Annotated in this window: 10 protein-coding genes; 2 read left to right on the forward strand and 8 right to left on the reverse strand. The window is 54.3% G+C overall.

The genetic code is table 11. The annotated features are described in order from the left end of the window. Positions 1-91: 91 nt before the first annotated feature. Both FHS90_RS05750 and FHS90_RS05755 read left to right on the forward strand, forming a co-directional pair. The gene (locus FHS90_RS05750; RefSeq protein WP_182512329.1) at positions 92-976 is read left to right on the forward strand and encodes a YicC/YloC family endoribonuclease; all 885 of its coding nucleotides are present in this window, start codon (positions 92-94) and stop codon (positions 974-976) included. Between the two features lie 55 nt (positions 977-1,031). Next, positions 1,032-3,134, forward strand: coding sequence for a M43 family zinc metalloprotease (locus FHS90_RS05755; protein ID WP_182512330.1), 2,103 nt, complete (start codon positions 1,032-1,034; stop codon positions 3,132-3,134). Between the two features lie 55 nt (positions 3,135-3,189). Here the strand turns inward: FHS90_RS05755 and FHS90_RS22255 are convergent, their stop codons facing one another. The 8 genes from FHS90_RS22255 to gatA form a co-directional block, all read right to left on the reverse strand. Next, positions 3,190-4,461 carry a M28 family metallopeptidase gene (locus FHS90_RS22255; RefSeq protein WP_220482998.1) on the reverse strand — a complete coding sequence of 424 codons (1,272 nt, stop codon included), beginning with the start codon at positions 4,459-4,461 and terminating at the stop codon, positions 3,190-3,192. A gap of 54 nt (positions 4,462-4,515) precedes the next feature. Beyond that, positions 4,516-4,890, reverse strand: coding sequence for a VanZ family protein (locus tag FHS90_RS22590; protein ID WP_182512331.1), 375 nt, complete (start codon positions 4,888-4,890; stop codon positions 4,516-4,518). Positions 4,891-4,900: 10 nt separating this feature from the next. Beyond that, complete coding sequence (gene gcvH / locus FHS90_RS05770) at positions 4,901-5,281, reverse strand: glycine cleavage system protein GcvH (RefSeq protein WP_066838290.1); 381 nt, start codon at positions 5,279-5,281, stop codon at positions 4,901-4,903. Between the two features lie 256 nt (positions 5,282-5,537). Next, positions 5,538-12,593 carry a T9SS outer membrane translocon Sov/SprA gene (sov, locus tag FHS90_RS05775; protein ID WP_246386719.1) on the reverse strand — a complete coding sequence of 2,352 codons (7,056 nt, stop codon included), beginning with the start codon at positions 12,591-12,593 and terminating at the stop codon, positions 5,538-5,540. Between the two features lie 121 nt (positions 12,594-12,714). Then, positions 12,715-13,305, reverse strand: coding sequence for a Holliday junction branch migration protein RuvA (gene ruvA / locus FHS90_RS05780; RefSeq protein ID WP_066838287.1), 591 nt, complete (start codon positions 13,303-13,305; stop codon positions 12,715-12,717). 133 nt (positions 13,306-13,438) lie between these two features. After that, entirely contained in the window at positions 13,439-15,709 is a 2,271-nt protein-coding gene (locus tag FHS90_RS05785; protein WP_182512332.1) for an NADP-dependent malic enzyme, read from the reverse strand. Positions 15,710-15,920: 211 nt separating this feature from the next. Beyond that, on the reverse strand, positions 15,921-17,468 hold the full coding sequence (locus FHS90_RS05790; protein WP_182512333.1) for a lytic transglycosylase domain-containing protein: 1,548 nt from the start codon (positions 17,466-17,468) through the stop codon (positions 15,921-15,923). Beyond that, positions 17,468-18,904, reverse strand: coding sequence for an Asp-tRNA(Asn)/Glu-tRNA(Gln) amidotransferase subunit GatA (gene gatA / locus FHS90_RS05795; protein ID WP_066835019.1), 1,437 nt, complete (start codon positions 18,902-18,904; stop codon positions 17,468-17,470). Before gatA ends, FHS90_RS05790 begins: the two co-directional genes overlap by 1 nt. Between the last annotated feature and the right edge of the window lie 2 nt (positions 18,905-18,906).

The raw sequence follows: 18,906 nt of genomic DNA on the forward strand, positions 1-18,906 counted from the left end.
TGCCACGCATGGGCACCGCTGAGAATGCTGCAAGATAGGCAGAGACTGGCTCTTTTTTCCTATTTTTGCTTTTTATTCCTTATTGTGCCCTATGTTGCTATCTATGACCGGGTTTGGAGCTGCCCAGCTTGAAACCGATGCCTATACTGTAAATGTGGAGTTGAAGTCGCTCAATTCCAAGTCAATGGACCTGAGTTTGCGCCTGCCCCGCAGCCTCTCAGACAAAGAACTGGAGATCAGAAACCTTATTTCCAAAAGCCTGGTGAGGGGCAAAGTGAACCTCACCGTTGAAATAAGCAGGAACAAAGCCAGCGGCACCCGCAACAAAGTAAACCGTGAACTCCTCATGGCCTATTACCAGGAACTGGAGCAGGCCGCGGCCCAGGTGGGGGCAACGTCGCCAGATTTGTTCAGGCTGGCGCTGCAGATGCCAGAGGTGATGCAGACAGAGGCCGCAGAAGAAACCGTGGCAGAAGACGTGACCTGGGGGCAGGTGGCTCCGGTGCTGCAAAATGCCCTGGACAACCTCAACTCCTTCCGGGCAGATGAAGGCAAGGCGCTTACCAATGAGATTGTCTCCTACATTGACCGCATCAGAATTCTGCTGGCAGAGGTAGACAAGCATGACCCCACCCGGGTGGAGCAGATCAGGCAGCGTATTCAGGGGCACCTCACAGAGATCAGTTCCTCTGAGTCTTTCAACCAGAACCGGTTTGAGCAGGAGATGATCTACTACATTGAGAAATTAGACATAGCTGAAGAAAAAGTACGTCTGGTCAACCACCTGCACTATTTCACAGAAACGGTGTACCTGCCTGAACCAACCGGTAAGAAGCTGGCGTTCATCTCCCAGGAGATTGGCCGTGAGATCAACACCATTGGGTCAAAGGCCAATGACTCAACCATCCAGCACCTGGTGGTGGAAATGAAAGAGGAGCTGGAGAAGATCAAAGAGCAGTTGAACAACATTCTGTAACTATTTTCTGTTTTCGGCCTGTTTTCTGAAAAATACCTTAAAAACGCACACGCAGATGCGGCAGCACGTATTGGTACTCGCCTTGTGGTTAACCCTGGGGGCCACGGTTTTACAGGCGCAAACCCGCTCCTGTGGCACCATGCAAAAGGTGAAACAGCAGGAGCGGTCACAGCCTAACCTGCTGCAGCAGCTCAGGCAGCAGGCACGGCTGGCCACCCAGCTGAGCCCCAAAGACGTTCAGGGAATGAAGCCGCTCTCTGGGGTGGTCACTATTCCGGTGGTGGTGCATGTGGTGTATAACAAACCGGAGCAGAACATCTCAGATGCCCAGATACAGTCGCAGTTGGCGGTGCTGAACCAGGATTTCCGGCGGCTGAACGAGAACAGAGCCAACACACCCGCTCTTTTTCAAGGCGTAGCGGCAGACGCCGAAATTGAGTTCTGTCTGGCCCGGCGCACCCCGGGCGGCGAGCCAACCAACGGGATCACCCGCACCCAGACCAGTGTCACAGAGTTCGGGGTTAATGATTTAATGAAATCTTCCGCCACCGGCGGAACACCTGCCTGGAACACGGCCCAGTACCTGAACATCTGGATAGTCAAGTTCTCAGACAGTGAAAATGTATTAGGCTACGGGGAGTTCCCCAATTCAGTGGCCCCTGAAATAGATGGGGTAGTCATTGATTTCAGGGCGTTTGGCACCATGGGTACCGCCGTAGCGCCTTTTAACAAGGGCAGAACCACCACCCATGAGGTAGGGCATTGGCTAAACCTGTTCCATATCTGGGGAGATGAAGACTGCGGTGATGACCAGGTAGCGGACACCCCTACCCAGAAAGAGGAGAATACCGGCTGCCCCACTTTTCCGCAGGCCAGTTGCAACAATACCAGTGACATGTTCATGAACTACATGGACTACACCTATGACGCCTGCATGAACCTGTTCACGCAAGGGCAGAAAACGGTGATGCAATCCAGCCTGAGCCGGTACCGGGCTGGCCTTCTCACCTCGCCCGGGTGCCAGCCCGTGCAGATTCCGGCACTGGATGCCGCCGTGCAGGGAATCATCTCACCAGCCTATGTGGTCTGTGAAAACCAGGTGGCGCCGGTGGTGGTACTGAAGAACCTGGGTTCCCAACCGTTGACCTGGGTACAGATAGCGTACCGGATAGACAACGGGCCCTCTCAGACCGTTGACTGGTCTGGGGCGCTTGCCACTTTTGGCACAGCCACGGTTGCACTGCCCAGCCTCCCGGTAACAGCGGGGGCGCATACGTTGACTGTTTCCATTGTTTCCCGGAACGGAGTGGCCACAGACGCCTCTTCAGCCAATGACCAGTATGTGACGGCCTTTCAGGTGCAGGGCCTGGGGCTGCCCCTCATGCAGGGGTTTGAAAGTCCAGTCTTTCCGCCCGAAGGGTGGCGGGTCCAAAACCCTGACTACGGCGTCACCTGGTCCAGGACTACCAGAGCGGCCAAAGCGGGCGCAGCGTCTGCGTACCTGCAAAACTATGATTATGACGCGGCGGGGCAGGTAGACGAGCTGGTGCTGCCGCCTCTGAACCTCACCAGCCGCACGGCCCCCGTGCTAACGTTCCAGCTGGCATACTCCCTCTATTCCTCCTCAGATTACTCAGACACGCTGGAAGTGTGGGTGTCTACTGACTGCGGAGTGAATTACCAGCGCGTGTACCAAAAATTTGGGCGGAGCTTAACCACCACCACGCCCCATTACACAGACAAGGAGTTTGTGCCTACCGCCAACCAATGGCGGCTAGAGACGGTAGACCTTTCTGCCTTTGCCAACACCGCCACCGCCCTGGTCAAATTCAGGCACGTGACAGAATATGAGAACAACCTGTACCTGGACGATGTGAAAGTAGATGGCGTTCCTCTGGGGACCGCTGAAGAACAGGCATTGCAGGCTCTGCAGGTGGCGCCCAACCCCACCACGGGGCTGGTGCAGATCACCTCACCGGAGGCGAACGTGGAACGGGTGCAGGTGCTGGATGCGGTAGGTAAAGTGGTTCAGGAAGCAAGCTACAGCCAGGGAAAGCTTGTTCAGCTCTCGCTGGCCAACCAACCAAACGGCATCTATCTGCTCAGGCTGGTGACCCCAAAAGGGGTGGTGGTAAGAAGGGTGCTGTTAATGCGGTAACCGCAAATGCTGTTTTTGGCCTGTTTTCTGAAAAACAGGCCAAAAACAGCATTTGTTACAGAGCCTTTACAAAAGCGGTGATCAGGGAGAACACTTCTTTCAATTTTGTGAAAGGCAGCGTCTCGGGTTTGTCATTGGGGTGGTGGTATTCAGTAGTGGTGCCGCCCAGTGTGTAGAAAAAGAACGCGGGAACGCCTTTCTCAGAGAAGTAATAATGGTCAGAGTTGGCAGCCTTGCCGCGGCTCTTGATCTGCGGAAGCCATTGGTGGCGCTGGTTGAGCTGTTGCAAGAGCGCAAACTGCCGGGGATAAACGCTGCCGTTCACCACCATCAGCCCTTCTTCACCGGTACTCATGAGGTCCAGGTTCAGCAGAAACTTAATCTGGCTCAAAGGGAAGAGCGGGTTTTCTGTGTAGTGTTTTGAGCCCACCAGGCCGGCCTCTTCCCCGGCGAAGGCCATAAAGGCAATAGAATAGTCTGGGCGGTTCTGGGGCTGGGCGTACCAGTGCGCCAGTTCCAGCAGCAGGGCCGTGCCGCTGGCGTTGTCATGGGCGCCGGGGAAGTACAGGTCTTTCCCCTGGTGGCCCAGATGGTCATAATGCGCGGTGATGACCACAAACGAATCTGGTTTTACGCTGCCGGGCACGTAGCCTATCACGTTCTGGCTTCGGTAAGCGGATTCCAGGCGGGCATCAACCGTGTACTCCACCTTGCGGGCTTTGGCGGGCCAGGACTTCTCCAGCACCTCCAGCACCGGGAACGGCAGCTGCTGCCCCCGTACCGTGCCCATGAGTTTTGGCCCGGGCTGCAACACCACAATGGCCTCAATCTGCTGTAACTGCATCTGGAAGAGCTCTGGTAGGTTGAGCAGGTCATTGAAGTGCCGTTGCCGCACCACCAGCACCTTGTTCCTGAGGTTGGTGGTCAGAAAATTCTGGGCGGCGTCTACGTCTTTCAGGAGCAGCGTGTCAATCTCATAGACCTTGCCTTCGCCCTGGCCCGCCCCGGTGGCGCCATGGGCGATAAAATCTGTGCCTGGTTTCAGGGGTTTGCCCTCTACCTTAAGGCTCAGCCGGTTGTCAAGAATGTTGATGGGCAGGGTGAACGGCTGTAAAAAGCCAGAGGAAAGCGGCTTTAGGCCAATGGCCGCATACTGCTTTATCAGGAATTCGGCCGCCAGGCTGTCACCCTTGAAGGCGTACCCGCGGCCGTGCAGCTGGGGAGACGCCAGCTCCTGCACCGTATGCCGCACCCGGGAAAGGTTTTGGGCGGTAGTAGTGAGTTGGAGCTGCAGGAGGAGAAGGCAGAAAAAAAGCAGATATTTCATAGCGCGGGTGAAAGGTGGTGGTTTCTGTTTTTGGCCTGTTTTCTGAAAAACAGCCTAAAAACGGCGGAGACCCAGAAACCAGACGGCCAGCCCCAGCACGCAGCCTATAGAATTGCTGACCATGTCTGCGGGGTCAAAGGCCCGGCCCCAGCCCATGGCGCCCTGCATGAATTCTACCAGAATGCCAAAACCGGTGACTACCAGAAATGAAAGCAGAACGAGCCGGGAGGTGAGGGGTACGGCCCCCGCCCGCTTACACCCGAAGAGCAGGAGCAACAGCTGGCAGCCAAACAGAACGGCGTGCACCAGTGAATCAAAAGAGAGGAGGTCCCAATGCGGGGTGGGAGGTAGGGCCTGGGCGGGCAGCAGTGTTCCAATCAGGATCAGTACTGCCCACCCCAGCGCCGGTGCAAAGTGTTGAAACCGCACCAATGAAAGCTTAGGCGCCTACCAGTTCACGGTAAGCCGCGGCAGAAAGAAGCTCTGCCACCTCTGCCTGGTTGTCAATTGACATCTTGATCATCCAGCCGTCACCGTAGGCGTCTGAGTTTACCAGCTCAGGGCTTCCGTCTAGCTGCGGGTTTACCTCCAGCACCTCACCGGTCAATGGGCTGAACAGGTCAGAAACGGTTTTCACAGCCTCAACGGTACCAAACACTTCTTCTTTGGCTACGGTCTTGCCTACGGTGTCAATGTCTACATACACAATGTCACCCAGCTCGCGCTGCGCGAAATCAGTAATGCCTACATAGGCTACCTCGCCTTCAATGCGTACCCACTCGTGGTCTTTGGTGTATTTCAGTTCTTCTGGGAAGTTCATAAGGTTGTGTGGTTAATGATGTCCAAAAATACATTCTTTTTTGATGTGGCGGAACCAGTTGCTTTTAAAATATACGCGGGCGGCTCCACTACAGGGTAGTGAAACGTTTCTGCTTTCGGCTTGTTTTCTGAAAAGCAGGCTGAGAGCATGGTTGAATCTATCTTTTGCGCTACAAAATGGCATTAAAAGAACCTGACTTTGCTCCCATTTCCCTACTGCAAAACCAACATTTGAACAAGCTCTAAAAACAGAAAGGCTAGTCAGACAGGCTGAACCGCAGCTGCACGCCGCCCTCTGTCACGGTATTTCTAAAGGAGTTGGCCACCTTAGGCTCATTGATGTTCTGGGTGAAGTAGAACTGCAGGTTCAGACGCTGGCTCACCACATAATCAATGGTGGGCCGCAACTGCATCTGCAGGGCACCGGCGGTGGTGAGGTTGTTCTGGTACTCCTGCCCGTTGTTGTCTACGGCAATGGTGCGCTGAATGGTCTCGTTGTCTCTGATGGTGAAGTCCAGGCGCATGGTCAGCTCATTCTCCAGGGTGCGCTTGCCGCCAATCTTGAACGGCAGCTTGAAGTTGGTGGCGCTGTAGCCAATACCTACTACAATGTCTTTGATGCCGTTCTCGGTGATCTGGGCGTTGGTCATGTTCAGGAGCAGGTTGCGCTGGGTCTTGTATTCCACGCGGCCGGTGATCTGGCTCTTGGTCCTGAAGTTTACCCCAATCAACGGAGACATGCTCTCTGTAATAGCCACCTGGCTGATCACATAGTACGGGATCACTTCGCCCTTGTCACTCACCTGGTCAGGGAAGCCGTTGGGTGCGAAATTGTAGTCCAGCGCCGTGCTGAAGTTAGCCACCGTGTAGTTTGACTGGTAGGCGTGGTTCAGGGTAAACGAGCTGAAGTACTTCTGGAAGAACGGCAGCTGCGACAGCCCGTTGTACACTATGTTCCAGTTGGGCAGCGGAATGGCATCAAACGGTTTGTTCGGTTTGGCTTTGTACCCGCTTATGTCTTTGCCCTGGTACGCGTTCAGGAACGCCGGAATCAGGACATCCTGTGAGTTTAGCCCGTACACCCCCGGCGACGGATTGGCCGCGTTCAGGCGGGCGGCCACCTCGGCCCGGTACCTGATAAAGTCATCAAATACTTTAGAATAGGTGCCAGAGCCGCCCTCAAACATGGTCTGAACCGCAATGAAAGACACACGGTAAGAACCTGTGGTGAAAGGGTTCTGGCGCTGCACCGCCAATGCTGAGTCACGGCGGTAGAACACTTCTTCAATCTCAGATTTGTTCATGGCCGCGTCTAAGGTGATGATGAAGTTCCTGAACGGTTCAATGGTAGCCCTCCCGGTAAGGTTAATGCTGTTGAGGGAAGACAAAGGCGTGTTCAGGTATTGGCTGCTGTCTGTGTACCAGCCTTCCCGGTTGGCCCGGTTGTAAAGGTCATCCAGCTCATACTGCTTGCCCAGCACGAAGGCCAGGCCCGGTGCCCCAAAGCCGTCTGCCAACCCAAAGTTCTGGGCCGTGGGCAGGAAGCCCGGCAGCAACGTTCCCTGGGTTTGGGCAAAAGTAAAGTTCACAGACCTGGCTGACATTAGCGTGCGTAGCACGCCCTTCAGGATTTTGTTCTCCCGCTGCCGGGTTGTGTCTGCCGCCGCGGTGGCATTGGGCCTGGCCCCCGTGCGTGTATTCTGCTGCCGGATTCCCGGATTGGGGGCGGCGTCATTCACCGCTTTCAGGAATTTGACCTTGTTGTAAAGCCGCACCAGGTCAACTTTTCCGCTCAGGCTGGTCTCTGTGCTGTTCTCAATGGTGTTCCCCAGGCGCAGGGTGTCATTGTTGCTCAAAGCCGTAGACGCTGAGGTCCACCGGTAGCCAGCCTGGTAGCGGGCGTCACCGCTCAGGAAGTCGGTGAGCGGGAACTTGTCTAGCGGCAGGCGGTAGGTGAGGGCAATGGTCTGGTCAAAGTTGGTGTTACGCCCAAAACGGCGCAGGTTGTGCCAGATCTCATCTGTTTTCCAGCGCAGGGAGTCTACATCATCATTGATACGCCCGTCTGGTTCGTCTACCACAGCGCGGTTGGTGGCGGTGTAGTCTAAGGTCAGGCTCTTGGTCAGATCCCACTTCACATCATAGATCCGGTTAAAGAAGAATGATTTCTGAAAGGTAGGCCTATACCCCGCCGTGTCTGGCAATTCATACGGGGAAACCCGCCCCTGCAGAAACGTCTCATTGTAGCGGCGGTCCAGATCTGCCCGCACGGCCACCCGGCTGGGCAGCAGCGTGAAGTTGAACTCCTTCAGCCAGCGCAGGTACGGTGACTGCAGTGCTTTGGCATTGGCAAACGGTGTGTAACTCTTAGGTGTGTTGTTAAAGGTGTAGGCAATGCCCCCGGTATATGATTTTGAGAAATTGCGGTCTGTGACAATGTCTGTATGCAAGACTTCACTGTAGGCATAAGACACTGAGAAGTTCTCTATGTCATAGAGCTTGCTCTTCTCCTCTGGGTTGGTCTTTTCTTTGCGCACGTTCAGCAGGTTAATGCTCTTGGTGGTGGTCTGACTGACGACTTCCTTCCGGTAGGCATCCCGTTCTGACTCATTGTCAAACTTCTCCATTGACAGATCCAGCGGCGTGTCCCGGTCTAGCGGGTCATACTTAGGCTCTGCCACCGTGGTCCCGTACTGAACGGAGAGCGGTACTACCAGCCCCAGTTTAGAGGGCAGCAGTTTCTCTGCGGCAATGTTGGCGGTGACGTCAAACTGGCTGGTGTTCTCCCGGGTAAGCTGGGTGGCCCGCTCCTGAATGCCGCCAAAACCTACCGTAGTGTGGCTGCCGGTGGCGGTAATATTGGCAAAGTCTGCAAGTTTCACATTGGCCCGGGCAGTAGCGGCCCAACCGCCGGTGCGGTCAAAGTCTGACACCCGCAGCTCGTTGACCCACAGGCAGACAGAATGGGAGGCCCGGTCTGCTGAAGAAGGGTTCTGAAGCCCAATCATGATGCTTTGCACATCACTAAAGTCTGGGTTACCCCTTACCCGCATGATTTTTCCATTCACCAGGGTTTCAAATACCTGGTTCAACGGTACGCCCGCTTTGTTGCGTTCTGACTTGGCCCGAACAAAATCATCAAACGCCACGTCAATCTGGTTCTCCTCAAACCAGATCTGATAAGGATCACTGCTGCCAGGCGGGGTGATCTTGAGCGGAATGGAATACTCGTAGTAGTTTTGGGTGAAGTCTGTGCCAATTCTGATAAAGGCCATCATCTCACCGTCCTGGGTGCCGCTGGGGCTCTGGGCGTGAATGTACATCTTCAGGCGTTTGTAGATGAGCATGTCCTGTGACACATTCTTGTACACTGCCTTGCTGAAAGAATCCTGCAGGTTCTCCACACACAATTGCAGGGACTGCTCATTCTGTCTACGGTTGTTGGCAGAGGCGTAATCCCGCTGCCGCTCAACCCCAGGTGGCACCACGTACGGAATGGTACCGGCATCTACCTCGCCGTTTTCTTCAATACTCACGGTAGAAACGTTGAAATTGTCTGCGTCAGACTCGCAATCTCTACAGGGGCCGCCTTCGTTCAAAATGGTGTTATACGTACGCCACTGGTTGGCTACAAACTGCATCTGCACAAAACGCAGGACCACCGGTTTCTCAAACTGGGTCATGTACATACGCATGAACCGGATAGACTTGAAGCCTTGCATGTTGTTGACATTGCCCGTTGGCTTGCGTACCGGTATCCGGAACTGGTACCAGCTGTACCGTTGACCGTTGGGATCTGTAGAGTCAACCTTGTCTACAATGTAGTTGTCGCCCACCTGCATTCGGCTAGGCCGAAGATCAATCCCGTACTCATAGTACTGCTCCAGGTCGCTTATGACGTTGTCTTTGTTCAGGTCCTCTTTATCTGGGTAAGCATAAGAAGACAGGTTGCTGTTGACCGGCGAGTTGCCCTGCATGCCGTTGAAGTTCTTATACCGGCCCAGCACCCCCACGTTGCGGGCGTCATAGTCCCCGTCCAGGTGATGCCGGAAATTATCAGCAGACGGGTCACTAAACGCCCCGTATTGGCCCCCGTGCAGGTTGCGGAAGAATGCCTGCTCATCTGAGTCATTCAAGCCGTCCAGACCTATGTCCTGGAACTGGCGTGAGCCTGACTGGTTGTCAAACGCGTCTGTCAGAAACTGGCTTCTGGTAACGTAGCCCCACTCTGTCTGCTCCAGTGCCTGGAGGTTCCCGTCTACCGGAAGGCCATTTTCAAAGGCGTACCGCTGGTCTTTGAGCAGGTCTTCTGAGATATTTCCTAAGTTGAAGACCAGCTTACCATTCTCATCAAGGCTGTTTTGGGCGTCATCTTCACCGGTGATGATTCTTCTGCCGCGTTCGCCTTTGATGAAAGGATCCATCATCCAGAATTCCAGATATTCAATGTTGGCGTTGTCAAAGTTGTTGTCAAACGAGATTTCGCGGCTAATCCCTGCCCAGTGGTTTCTGGGGGTAGTGGTCAGGAACTGCCCGTCTGGGCTCACGTTTGGGCTGTAGTTGTACTGACCACGCTCAGTAGGGTAATAGGCCAGGTCAAAGGTGTACTCAAAGGTATTGTTGGTTTCCGGATCACGGTTAGGGAAGATCTCCCGGCGCTGCACCCCGCGTACATAATGGTTCTCCAGCTCAGATTTGGTGATGTTTGACGGTCTGAGGTTGTTAGCGGTGTAATAGATCTGGTCAATGGTGTACCAGGCCAGTTTTGCTCTGTTATAGGCGTAGGCCAGCCCGGTCGCTCCGTTGATAAGGGGGGCCGGGGTGGCAGAAACGCGCCAGGCGTTGGTGTTAAACCCGCCCAGGGAGTAAGGAGTTTTGGCGTTTTCAAAATCATCAATGTACGCCACGCCGTCTTCGCCCTCAAACTTGGTTTTTTGGGGCACCAGCTGCGCAAACTCAGCCCCCAGCGTGACGGTAGACGGTACTTTGGTGTCTAAGAACGGGAGCTTGTCTGTGAGGCGGGTTAGCAGGCGGGAGTCACGCCGGTAGTTTACATCAAAACCATAGACGGTGTTGTTGCTGGGGTCATCGCCAATGCTTACCCGGTTAATAAACGGCCGCTCGCCCTGGCTCAGTACCGTGGCCCCCAGAATCAGGTCATTGTCTACTTTATAGTCAAAGCGGGCGCCCAGCAGGGTGCGGGGCTGCACGTTGAGGATGTCTGCCTTCTCAAAGGTGATGCGCAGGTTGCTGGCACTGCTCAGGTAGCTGGGGTTCAGGATCTTCACCCGGCCCAGATCATAAAAGACCTGGTAATCCTGGCCCTCTACCAGCCGGGTTCCGCCGGAGTAAACAGCCACTGACCCTTCTGCTATCCTAATGCCGGGTAAGGTAATCTCATCTGTGCTGGAGGCTTGGTAACGGCCGGTCAAAAAGAACTTATTCTTTTGTGAAAATTGCTGGGCATCTGTCTGTATGGAGTCATACAGCTCCTGAAACACATATTTATTGATAAAGCGGTCTTCTGCCGGAGAGGTGAACTGTGTTCTGAGGAAGGAGCCAAAAGGTTCTACCACCGGAAAATACATGCGCCCGTTCTCAGGGTCTATGGTGATACCGGGCAAAAAGTCAAAGTTGCCGTCTGCCGGGCGGTCATTGTTGGTATTGACGTTATCCAGGTTAAACACCTGCACCAGCGGAATTCCCTTGATGCGGGACTCATCCTGTAAGCTGGTTAAATCGCCCCCGGTCTCGTCATCTTTGTAAACCACGTTGAGCTGGAAGTTCTGGCGGTCAATCTGGTTGGCATTCAGGGCATAGACGTTTTTCATCATCAGGTCCCATGTGGGCAGGTTCACCGCCGGGTTGGTGGCCCGTAGCAGTTTCAGGAAGATCACCTGGTCTTCTGCCACATTGGTATAGTCTTCCTGTAGTTCCCCAACTTTGTACGTTCGCCCATTCAAGGTATATTCAAACGCCACCCCCAGCACCTGTTCTGGGAGCAGGGCGGCATTTAAAGAGATATAGCCCAGTTGTGGGTTGAACTTGTATTCATTCTGCTCCAGCCTACGCGCCCGTACCCGTTCAAAGTCAACGGTTTTCCTTAGGCCCAGGCCCTCTAAAAAATTATCTACCTGATTGTTGTTACGGGCAGAAAGGGCTCCATAGAGGCTGTTCTGGCCGTTGCCGGCCCCGGCCCCATTGGGCAGGCTTCTGTCAAACTGGCTGCGGTAAGGATCTGGTTCGCCCAAGTCCATCAAGGCAACCACGTTGCGCAGATTCTGGGTAGAGCGGTTGTCATTGGTAATGTACACTTCCAGACGGCGAATCACAATGCCCGAGTTTACCAGCGGCAAGTTGCGCAGGGCCTGGTCATAGCGGTTCCTGAAAAACTGGGCCAGGAAGAAGTGGCGGTTGGCGTCATACTCATCTGCCCTGATCTCAAACCTCCTGTTCTGCGCCCCGTTCTGGATGTCTATCTGGTCAATGCTGCCGCGCTGGTTGGCGGCAATGGTGGTTACTGACAAACGCCCTAACTGCAGCTGTGCCTTTAAGCCGAACAGGTTTTGCCCCCCAGAAATAAGGGAGTTGTTCAGCGGAAGGCTTACGTTACCGGCCTCAATTTTTCTGATGATCTCCTCTGGGTAGCCGGTGTATTCCAGCTTGAGGTTGTTCTCAAAGTCAAAATTTGCTTTGGTGTCCCAGTTGGCGGTGATGCGCATTTTCTCGCCAATGCGTCCGTCAATGTTCAGGGCAATGCTCTGGTCAAACTCAAAGTCCCCCACGCTCTGCTGCCGCAGCGGGATAGCCGGGTTCTCATTCTTATTAAAGAGCGCGCCAAATTTCAAGGTGGCTAGACCATTGGGTCTGATGTCAACGGTATTGCCGCCAAACAAACGGTCAAAGGTGCGGCCGCCCAACTCAATCTTGGGTACCAGGCGGCGGCTGGTTGACTCTGGGTTCTGTTCATCAATGCTCGCAGATTTGGAGCGCCAATATTCTCTGATGGCCTGCCGCTGTTGGTAGCGGGAGTACTCCTCAAAAGTCATGGTGCTGGGGTCCCGGTAATCAAAACCGCCAATCTGCTCATTAATTTCAAACCGCTTGAGGCTATCATCTGGCTCTACCACCGTTTTCACGTTAGAGGGCAGGGGCAAGAGGAGGGGGGAGAGCGTAGTGCGGTTTGAAAAAGGATCACCGCGGCGGTCATCAAACCTGATTTTAGGGCGGGTAGACTTGATGTACCCCTGGTTTTTAAGCGTGTCCTGTGTTTCTTCGGGTTCACCCGGTGAAGCCAGTAAATAGGCACTCATGCCTGCCAAGGACACTTTCATTGGCTTGGCCTGTGAGAGCCAAGCCATCAACAACACCAACCCTACCGCGGCTGCAAGAATGTGAGGCTTTCTTCTGTTAAACACAAAAAGGGGAAGTAACTTAAGATGACTTAAGAGCTAATTTAATCATTTCTTCCACGCTTAGGCCTGCACCTTCACGCTTAATGATTGAGTCTAAGGTTTTTTCGGCCACGTTTTTCGCGAAGCCCAAGGTCACTAGTGCTGATAACGCCTCCTCGCGTGCGGTATTGTGTGCCCCAAAAGAGACCTGTACCGCGTCTGGTCCCAAGCCTTTTCTGAACTTGTCACGCAGCTCCAGAATAATGCGCTGGGCCGTTTTAGCCCCAATGCCCTTCACCTGCTGAATGGTGCGCACGTCTTCCCGTACAATGGCCTGCTGTACCTCTGCCACCGTGAGGGAAGACAGAATCATTAGCCCGGTATTAGGGCCTACGCCCGATATGGAGATCAAATGGAGGAAGGCGCTTTTCTCTGCCGGCGTGGCAAACCCGTACAGGGTGTGGGCGTCTTCTTTGATGTGCAGGTACGTGTAAAGTTTGCACCGCTCACCTTCAGGCAGCGCGCCAAAGGTGTTAAGGGAAATTCTTAGCTCGTACCCCACGCCCCCCACGTCAATGATGACAAATGTAGGGTCTTTGTGGGCAAGGCGGCCATCTAAATAAGCAATCATGTAGTCTTGGTTCTATAGCGCAGGCATTAATTGAAAATTTCTGTTTTCGGCCTGTTTTTCAGAAAACAGGCCGAAAACAGAAACAAAGAAGATATGTACGGCGTGTCTTACACGCAATACGGCATGGTACTATTTAGAGTTTTGCCTTGCACGTTTGCGCGTCTACCACCGCAATGGCCACCATGTTGATGATGTCCCGCACAGAGGAGCCCAGCTGCAGAATGTGCACCGGCTTGCGCATGCCCATCAGTACCGGGCCAATGGTTTCGGCCCCGCCAATCTCCTGCAGGAGTTTATAGGCAATGTTACCGGCGGCCAGCCCCGGGAAGATCAATGTGTTGGCTCCTTCATTGGCCAGCTCGCTAAACGGATAGTGCTCCCGCAGCAGATCTGTGTTTACTGCGGTATTGGCCTGCATTTCCCCGTCAATGAGCAGGTCTGGGTACCGCTGCTTGGCCATACGGGTAGCCTCGCGGGTTTTGGTAGGTACCACGCCTGCGCTTGACCCAAAGTTGGAGTAGGACAGCACCGCAATTCTTGGCACCCGGTCAAAGAACCGTACGTAGCGGGCAGTCAGGCCTATGATGTCTACCAGTTCCTCTGCGGTAGGCTGCAGGTTCACGGTGGTGTCTGAGAAGAAATAAGGCTCTTTTTTGTTCTGGATGATGTACATGCCGGCCACCTTGTTCACGCCTTCTTCCACGCCAATAACCTGCAGCGCGGGTTTAATGGTAGAGGAGTAGTCACGGGTCAAGCCAGAGATGAGGGCATCGGCCTCGCCGGTCTCCACCATCATGCAGCCAAAGTAGTTCCTGATGCGCACCAGCTTGCGGCAGTCAAACAGGGTCATGCCTTTGCGCTTGCGCTTCTCGTAAAGCAGGTGGGCAAATTTCTCACACTTGGCGTCTTCCTCGCGGGGGTCAATAATTTTCACCCCGTCCAGTTCTAAATGGAATTCCTCAATCAGTTCCTGAATGCGGGCTTTCTCCCCTAGCAGAATAGGGAAGGCCATGTTTTGCTCCAGCACCGTCTCTGCCGCCTTAAGGATCTTGTAGTTGTCTGCCTCGGCAAATACCACGGTCTTGGGGTTCTGGCGGGCCTGGGTAATCACCCGGTTCATCAGTTTCTGGTCTATCCCAATGCGGGCCTGCAGGTCATGGTGGTAGCGCTCCCAGTTTTTGATTGGGTTCTTCGCCACCCCGGTCTCCATGGCCGCTCTCGCCACGGCAGGGCTCACCGTAGTGATCAGGCGTGGGTCCAGGGGTTTGGGGATCAAATACGTGCGGCTGAAGGAGATGGTATTGTCACCGTAGGCCTTGTGTACAATGTCGGGCACCGGCTCTTTGGCCAGTTCTGCCAGGGCATACACGGCGGCCAGTTTCATAGCCTCGTTGATCTCAGTGGCACGCACGTCTAAAGCCCCCCTGAAAATGTAAGGGAACCCGAGTACGTTGTTCACCTGGTTAGGATGGTCTGAACGGCCGGTAGCCATGATCAGGTCATCACGGGTAGCCATGGCGGCCTCATACGCAATTTCCGGGTCTGGATTGGCCAGGGCGAAAATGACAGGGTTGGCGGCCATCTTTTTCACCAGCTCTGGGTCCAGCACGTTGCCGGCGCTCAGCCCCACAAACACATCAGCGCCTTCCATGGCCTCTGCCAGGGTGGTGATCTTGCGCATGGTCACAAACTGGGCGCGGTAAATATCCAGATCATTGCGCTCCGGGTTGATGATGCCGTCTTTGTCAAACATGACAATGTTGTCAATGTTCACACCCAGGGCCAGGTAGAGCTTGGCGCAGGCAATGGCAGCAGCCCCGGCCCCATTGATCACCATCTGAATCTTCTTGATGTCTTTGCCCACCAGTTCAAGGGCGTTCAGCAAGGCGGCGCTGGAGATGATGGCGGTGCCGTGCTGGTCATCATGCATGAGCGGAATGTTCATCTGCTCCCGCAACGCATTCTCAATCTTGAAGCTTTCAGGGGCTTTGATGTCTTCCAGGTTGATCCCCCCAAACGTAGGCTCCAGTGATTTTACAATCTGGATGAATTTGTCTGGGTCTGTTTCATTGATCTCAATGTCAAACACATCAATGCCGGCAAATTTCTTGAAAAGAACGCCTTTCCCTTCCATCACGGGTTTAGAGGCCTCCGGGCCAATATTCCCTAACCCAAGAACAGCGGTTCCGTTGGAAATCACGCCCACCAGGTTGCCTTTGGCGGTGTATTTGTACACATCATCTTTGTTGGCGGCAATTTCTTTACAAGGCTCGGCCACGCCGGGGGAATACGCCAGGGCTAGATCCATCTGGGTGCTCACCATTTTAGTGGGAACCACCTCAATTTTACCCGGCTGTCCTTGGCTATGGTAGTTCAGCGCGTCTTTCTTGTTGATCTTGATCATGTTTTCTCCTGTTGTTGTCAAATGGCCCATGGCCACCAGGGGCGGCAATGGGTAAGAATTTCAAGTTGGTAAGATTTTTCCTATTCAGCAAAGGGAACAGCGCCAGATGCGCCATGTGGTGCGTTTCTGGCCTGTTTTTCTTAAATGAACAGAAAAACAAAAAGCATCTCAGACGTTTGCCCGAGATGCCATTCATATAATAGGGGGGATATCAGCCTACAATAAGCTTCATACCCGGTTTAAGTTCGTCCCCTTTTAATTTATTCGCTTTTTTAAGCTGCTCTACGCTAATGTTGTTATAGCGCTTGGAGATGTTCCAGAGCGTGTCTCCGGGCTGCACATGGTGAATCGTCTGCGGGGTGGCCACCTCTGCTTTTCTGGCAGGTGCTCTTTTTACCGCCACAGAGGCTGTGGCCGCATTCTCTTTAGGGGTTGCCTCCGCATTAGGGCCTGCCACTTTTCCTTTAGCCGCGGCCGTTTCCTCGGCAGAGGCCAGCAAGGTTGCCTCTGCTGTTGGCGCTGGGGCTTTTTCTTCTTTGGCCTCTGCCGGAACAGGTTTAAAAACAACCAGTTTTTGGTGGGCAAGAAGCGCATTTCCTTTCAGGCTGTTCCATTCTTTCAATTGGGCAACCGTCACCTGGTGCTCCTGCGCAATCTTGGTCAGGTTGTCACCTCTCTGTACCACATACACCCCTTTTTTAGCCGAGTCTGAAGGTGCTGTTACCGCCCTGGCAATCATAGTAGACGCCGCCGGCATGGTCATCTTCACCGGTACCCTATGGCGTGCCGAGTCCAGAATAGCCAGCCGGTTTTCCTCTAGCAGGGGCCTGCTGAAGGCCGGAATGCGCAACGGAAAGTTCTGCACCGTCTCTGGCAGGTACTGCTTTTTTACCGCCGGGTTCAAGTCAGCGATCTGGTTCTCTGGCAGGTTCAGCTGCTTGGCCAAAAGCTTCAGGTCCAGTGACTGGTTGATGAGCAGCGTGTCTGCCAGAATGGGCTGCTGTAAAGAATCAGGCCGAATGTTATGGTCTGGGGCGTGGTTCATGGCGTAGACAATGGCCGTGAAAGAAGGCACATAGCTGCGGGTCTCGCGGGGCAGCCACGGGTAGATGCCCCAAAAAGTAGTTTTGCCGCCAGAGCGGGCAATGGCTTTCTTTACATTGCCCGGGCCGCAGTTATACGCTGCCAGCGCCATTTCCCAACTGCCAAACATGCGGTACAGCTGTTTCAGGAACTTGCAGGCGGCCTCAGTAGATTTCTCCGGGTCCATGCGCTCATCCAGATACGAGTTCTGCACCAGCTTGAAGTCATTGGCCGTTGGTGTCATAAACTGCCACAGCCCCACCGCTTTGGCCGACGAAACGGCTTTAGGCAGCAGCGCTGACTCTACCACGGCCAGGTACTTCAACTCATCTGGCATGTTGTGCTTGGCCAGGTACTTCTCAAAAAGAGGGAAGTACAGTGGCTGGCGGCTCAGCACACGCCGGGTGTAGTTGCGGTTCCTGATGGTGAAATAATCAATCAACCCTCTCACGTGCTTGTTGAACTCCAGCGGGATCTCCTGCTCCAGACAGCTCAGGCGGTCCTGAATGAGTTCATCGGTTTCCACGGGAATAAACTCCACTGAGTCAACCAACACCTTGGTCGTGTCTTTGGGGGCAGCAGCCGCGTCTGGTAAGACGGTTGCCTGGCGGGCATGCACAGAAAGGCATAGACCCAGTGAAAGAACAAGGCCAGAGAGAAAGGTAGAAATGCGCATTAGACGGTTACTTGTGATTGATGGTTCATCAGTTGTCTGGAGAAGGCAAACAGCTGCTCCTCCCCAAAGGCTTTAGTCATCAGTTGCACCCCAATTGGCAGCCCTGCGGCATCTTGCCCAATTGGTAACGAAATAGCCGGAATGCCTGCCAGATTGGCCTGAACGGTGTAAATATCCTCCAGGTACATGGCCAGCGGGTCTTTGGTGTTCTCGCCAATCTTGAAAGCGGTGGTTGGCGTGGTGGGCAAGATCAGAAAATCATACTGCGCCAGCAAGTCATCTGTCTTTTCTTTGATGAGGCGGCGTACCTGCTGCGCCTTGGTGTAGTATGCGTCATAATAGTCGGCGCTCAAAACAAAGGTGCCCAGCATGATGCGGCGCTGTACCTCCTTGCCAAAGCCTTCGGCGCGGGTTTTCTTGTACATAGACGCCAGGTCTGTGGCATTCTCACTTCTGTAGCCATAGCGCACGCCGTCATAGCGGCCTAAATTGGAACTGGCCTCAGCAGTGGTGAGAATGTAATAGGTGGGCACTATGTAGTCCAGGAACGGGAATTCTACGGCCTCAACAGTATGTCCTTGGGCCTGCAGCCCCTCCAGTACCCGCTGTACGGCCTGCTTAACCTCTAGGTTAAGACCTGGGCTCTCAAAAGAATCTCTGATGAACCCTATGCGGGCAGGCTGGTCAGGCACAGGTGCCTGGCTATAGGCGGGAACAGGGCGCTGGCTCACGGTGCTGTCATATTCATCGGCCCCGGCCATTACTTCTACCAGAAGGGCGGCGTCTTCCACGCTTTGCGTGATCACCCCAATCTGGTCAAAAGATGACGCATAGGCAATGAGCCCGTAGCGTGAGATGCGGGAGTAAGTAGGTTTCATGCCCACCACGCCGCAATACGCCGCCGGCTGACGCACAGAGCCGCCCGTGTCTGAGCCAATAGAGGCCAGGCACAAATCTGCCTGTACGGCTACCGCCGAACCACCCGAGGAACCGCCCGGTACGCGGGTATTGTCAATGTCATTGAGCGATGGCCCAAAGGAGGAGTTCTCATTGGAGCCGCCCATGGCAAACTCATCACAGTTCTGGCGGCCAATAATGATGGCGTCTTCTGCGAGCAGGCGCTGCACAGCCGTAGCCGTGTACAGAGACTTGAAGCCGTTCAGGATCTGGCTGGCGGCCTGCAGCGTGTGGCCCTCGTAGGCCAGTACGTCTTTGATCCCAATGACCATGCCCGCCAGTTTGCCGGCAGTGCCCGCCTGGAGTTTGGCATCCACTTTTTCCGCCTGTTGGCGGGCTTCGTCTTCAAATACCTCCAGAAATGCGTTGAGGTGACGTTTGTCTGCAATGTTCTGCAGGTAACGCTCCACCAGTTGGCGGCATGAGAGCGAGCCTCGGCCTATCTCCTCCCGGATAGCGTCAAGGGATGTATAGCGCATGA

The organism is Rufibacter ruber, from assembly GCF_014138425.1.
Classification (GTDB): domain Bacteria; phylum Bacteroidota; class Bacteroidia; order Cytophagales; family Hymenobacteraceae; genus Nibribacter; species Nibribacter ruber_C.

Bases quoted from the DNA above. Each gene is read 5' to 3' on its own strand.
- FHS90_RS05750 (WP_182512329.1), top strand. From the start codon at position 92: ATGTTGCTATCTATGACCGGGTTTGGAGCTGCCCAGCTTGAAACCGAT.
- FHS90_RS05755 (WP_182512330.1), top strand. From the start codon at position 1,032: ATGCGGCAGCACGTATTGGTACTCGCCTTGTGGTTAACCCTGGGGGCC.
- FHS90_RS22255 (WP_220482998.1), bottom strand. From the start codon at position 4,461: ATGAAATATCTGCTTTTTTTCTGCCTTCTCCTCCTGCAGCTCCAACTC.
- gcvH (WP_066838290.1), bottom strand. From the start codon at position 5,281: ATGAACTTCCCAGAAGAACTGAAATACACCAAAGACCACGAGTGGGTA.
- sov (WP_246386719.1), bottom strand. From the start codon at position 12,593: ATGAGTGCCTATTTACTGGCTTCACCGGGTGAACCCGAAGAAACACAG.
- ruvA (WP_066838287.1), bottom strand. From the start codon at position 13,305: ATGATTGCTTATTTAGATGGCCGCCTTGCCCACAAAGACCCTACATTT.
- FHS90_RS05785 (WP_182512332.1), bottom strand. From the start codon at position 15,709: ATGATCAAGATCAACAAGAAAGACGCGCTGAACTACCATAGCCAAGGA.
- FHS90_RS05790 (WP_182512333.1), bottom strand. From the start codon at position 17,468: ATGCGCATTTCTACCTTTCTCTCTGGCCTTGTTCTTTCACTGGGTCTA.
- gatA (WP_066835019.1), bottom strand. From the start codon at position 18,904: ATGCGCTATACATCCCTTGACGCTATCCGGGAGGAGATAGGCCGAGGC.